The organism is Jatrophihabitans sp. (assembly GCF_051960575.1).
Lineage (GTDB): Bacteria > Actinomycetota > Actinomycetes > Mycobacteriales > Jatrophihabitantaceae > JBQCEE01.
The window spans coordinates 1-3,171 of sequence record NZ_JBQCEE010000425.1; the positions used below are offsets into that span (position 1 = coordinate 1).

A 3,171-nucleotide genomic window follows, 5' to 3' on the forward strand; every position below is an offset into this window, starting at 1 on the left:
GGGATGGATGCGCCCACGGCGTACCTCCACAACGGCTCGCTGCTGTGAGCAACGGCACGGGAGGCGAATCGGTGCTCCGCGGGTGCCGCAATAGGATTCGGGCATGAGCACCGTGGACCTCCCGCTCCTTCCGCTGGGCCGGGGCACCGACCCGCTCTCGGAGCGCGGGGTGGACTGTCCCGGCGACCTGCCCGAGCCGTCCGACCCGGACCTGGTCGCCCGCGCCCGCGCCGCGAAGGAGGCGCTCGGCGAGAAGCTGTTCGTGCTCGGTCACCACTACCAGCGCGACGAGGTCATCCAGTTCGCCGACGTCACCGGCGACTCGTTCAAGCTCGCCCGCGACGCCGCCGCCCGCCCCGAGGCCGAGTACATCGTCTTCTGCGGCGTCCACTTCATGGCCGAGTCGGCCGACATCCTCACCTCCGCCGACCAGCAGGTCGTGCTGCCCGACCTCGCCGCAGGCTGCTCGATGGCCGACATGGCCGACCACCAGCAGGTCGTCGAGTGCTGGGACGCGCTCACCGACGCGGGCATCGCCGACGTCACCGTCCCGATCACGTACATGAACTCCTCGGCCGCCATCAAGGCCTTCACGGGGGCCCACGGCGGCGCCGTCTGCACCTCGTCGAACGCCGAACGGGCCCTGCGCTGGGCCTTCGGGCAGGGCCAGAAGGTGTTGTTCCTGCCCGACCAGCACCTCGGCCGCAACACCGCCGTGCTGCAGCTCGGCCTCTCGCTCGACGACTGCGTCGTCTGGAACCCGCACCGCCCGAACGGCGGCCTCACCGTCGAGCAGCTGCGCGACGCGAAGATGATCCTCTGGCGCGGCCACTGCTCGGTGCACGGCCGGTTCACCGCCGAGAACGTCGCGGACGTGCGGGCGCGCATCCCCGGGGTCAGCGTGCTGGTGCACCCCGAGTGCCGCCACGAGGTGGTCACCGCCGCCGACCTCGTCGGCTCGACCGAGTTCATCATCAAGACGCTGGACGCAGCACCCGCCGGCTCGTCGTGGGCGATCGGCACCGAGCTGAACCTGGTGCGCCGCCTCGCCGACCGGCACCCGGACAAGCAGGTCGTCTTCCTCGAGAAGACCGTCTGCTACTGCTCGACGATGAACCGGATCGACCTGCCGCACCTCGTGCACTCGCTCGAGTCGCTGGTGCGCGGGGACGTCGTCAACCGCATCGTCGTGGACGAGACGGTGGCGGCCAACGCGCGCCTCGCCCTCGACCGCATGCTCGCCCTGCCGTAGGCGACCATGCGCGGCCCGCGGCCACGTAATCTGGTGGCGTGAAGCTGCGCCGCACCGAGTCCGCCGTCGAGCCCGAGCCCGAGCCGGCCGAGGTCGCAGCGCCCGGTTCGAAGGGCCGGCCGACCCCGAAGCGCCGCGAGGCCGAGGGACGCCGCGGCCCGGTCACCGCGCCGAAGACGCGCAAGGAGGCCGTCGCCCGCCAGCGCGAGCTCGCGAAGCTGGCGAAGACCCAGCCGAAGCGGGCGAACTCGCTCGGCCCGATGACGGCGGCCGAGCGGCGCGAGGCGATGCGCCGCGGCGACCCGTCGGTGCTGCCGCGCCGCGACCAGGGCCCGACCCGCCAGCTGGCCCGCGACTACGTCGACTCGCGCCGCATGCTGAGCAACTACATGCTCTGGCTGTTCCCGCTCATGGTGGTCGGCGGCTTCGTGCCGCAGCTGTCGTTCCTGACCCTCGTGCTGTTCCTCGTGCTGCTGCTCGAGTGGTACGTCGTCGGCCGCCGCATCCGGGCGCTCGCGCTGCAGTGGCACGGCAAGGCCGACGGCGGCGCGCTCGGGATCGGCTTCTACGCCGGCAGCCGGGCCTACCTGCCGCGCCGCTGGCGCCTGCCCGCCCCCCGCGTCCAGCGCGGCGACCCGATCTGACCCGCCCTCAGGCGTCGAGGTAGGCCAGCACGGCGAGCACCCGCCGGTTGTCGTCCTCCGACGGCGGCAGGCCGAGCTTGGCGAAGATGTTGTTGGTGTGCTTGCCGACGGCCTTCTCGGTGACGAACAGGCGGGCGGCGATGGCGGCGTTCGAGCGGCCCTCGGCCATCAGCCCGAGCACCTCGCGCTCGCGCGGGGTCAGCGTCTGCACCGGCTCGCGGCGGCGGCCGAGCAGTTGGGCGACGACCTCCGGGTCCATCGCCGTGCCGCCGGACGCCACCTGCCGCACGGCGTCGACGAACTGCCGCACGTCGAAGACACGGTCCTTGAGCAGGTAGCCGACTCCGCCGCTGCGGTCGGCAAGCAGCTCACGGGCGTACAGCTGCTCGACGTACTGCGACAGCACGAGAATCGGCAGGCCCGGAACCTGACGGCGCGCCTCGATCGCCGCCTTCAGCCCTTCGTCGGTGAACGACGGCGGCAACCGGACGTCCACGACAGCGACGTCCGGGCGGTGCGTCGTGAGTGCGCGGAGTAAGGACGGACCGTTGTCGACGGCCTCGATGACCTCGAAGTCGTTGGCCTCGAGCAGCCGGATCAGGCCGTCCCGGAGGAGGGCAAGATCTTCGGCGAGGACGACACGCACGGCAGCACCATAGCCAGCTCGGTCCCTTCACCGAGCGGGCTTTTCATCGCCACGTTGCCGTCGAAGGCGGCGAGCCGGCGCTCGATACCCCGCAGCCCGGTTCCGCCGGACGGGTCCGCGCCGCCCACCCCGTCGTCCTTGATCCGGGCGGTGAGCAGGTCGCCGTCGTGCCGCAACCAGACCCAAGCCTGCTGCGCGTGCGCATGCTTGATGACGTTCGTGAGCGCCTCTGCCACCGCGAAGTAGGCCGCCGACTCGACGGGCGCGGGCAGCCGTCCTGCGATGTCGGCCTGAACATCGACGGGCAGGGGCGCGGCGAGCGCGAGCGCCTGGACCGCGCCGACCAGCCCGCGGTCGGCGAGTACCGGTGGGTGGATCCCCCGGACGAGGTCACGCAGTTCCGACAGCGCGTCGCTGCTCGCGGTGCGTGCCTCGCTCAACAGTTCGCGCGCCGAGTCAGGATCACGTGCCAGCGCCTGCTCGGCCATCGCGAGGCTCATGCCGAGCGCGACAAGCCGCGCCTGCGCGCCGTCGTGCAGGTCCCGCTCGATGCGCCGCAGCTCGGCCGATTGCGTGTCGACCGTCTCGGCGCGCGACACCGCTAGCTGTTCGACGCGCTGCGCGAGCCG

The 3,171-nt window shown here is 72.1% G+C and carries 4 protein-coding genes; 2 read left to right on the top strand and 2 right to left on the bottom strand.

Annotation, left to right across the window (positions count from 1 at the left end):
• Positions 1-103 precede the first annotated feature (103 nt).
• Both nadA and ACTHMS_RS23925 read left to right on the top strand, forming a co-directional pair.
• Entirely contained in the window at positions 104-1,252 is a 1,149-nt protein-coding gene (nadA, locus tag ACTHMS_RS23920; protein WP_440309161.1) for a quinolinate synthase NadA, read from the top strand.
• Between the two features lie 38 nt (positions 1,253-1,290).
• Positions 1,291-1,896: a DUF3043 domain-containing protein gene (locus ACTHMS_RS23925; RefSeq protein WP_440309162.1), complete on the top strand. Its 606-nt coding sequence runs from the start codon at positions 1,291-1,293 to the stop codon at positions 1,894-1,896.
• A 7-nt stretch (positions 1,897-1,903) separates the two neighbouring features.
• On the opposite strand, the gene ACTHMS_RS23930 is transcribed toward ACTHMS_RS23925, so the two are convergent.
• Positions 1,904-2,542, bottom strand: coding sequence for a LuxR C-terminal-related transcriptional regulator (locus tag ACTHMS_RS23930; protein ID WP_440309163.1), 639 nt, complete (start codon positions 2,540-2,542; stop codon positions 1,904-1,906).
• On the bottom strand, positions 2,494-3,171 hold a 678-nt coding region (locus ACTHMS_RS23935), incomplete at its 5' end, for a sensor histidine kinase (protein ID WP_440309164.1). The genes ACTHMS_RS23930 and ACTHMS_RS23935, both read right to left, overlap by 49 nt.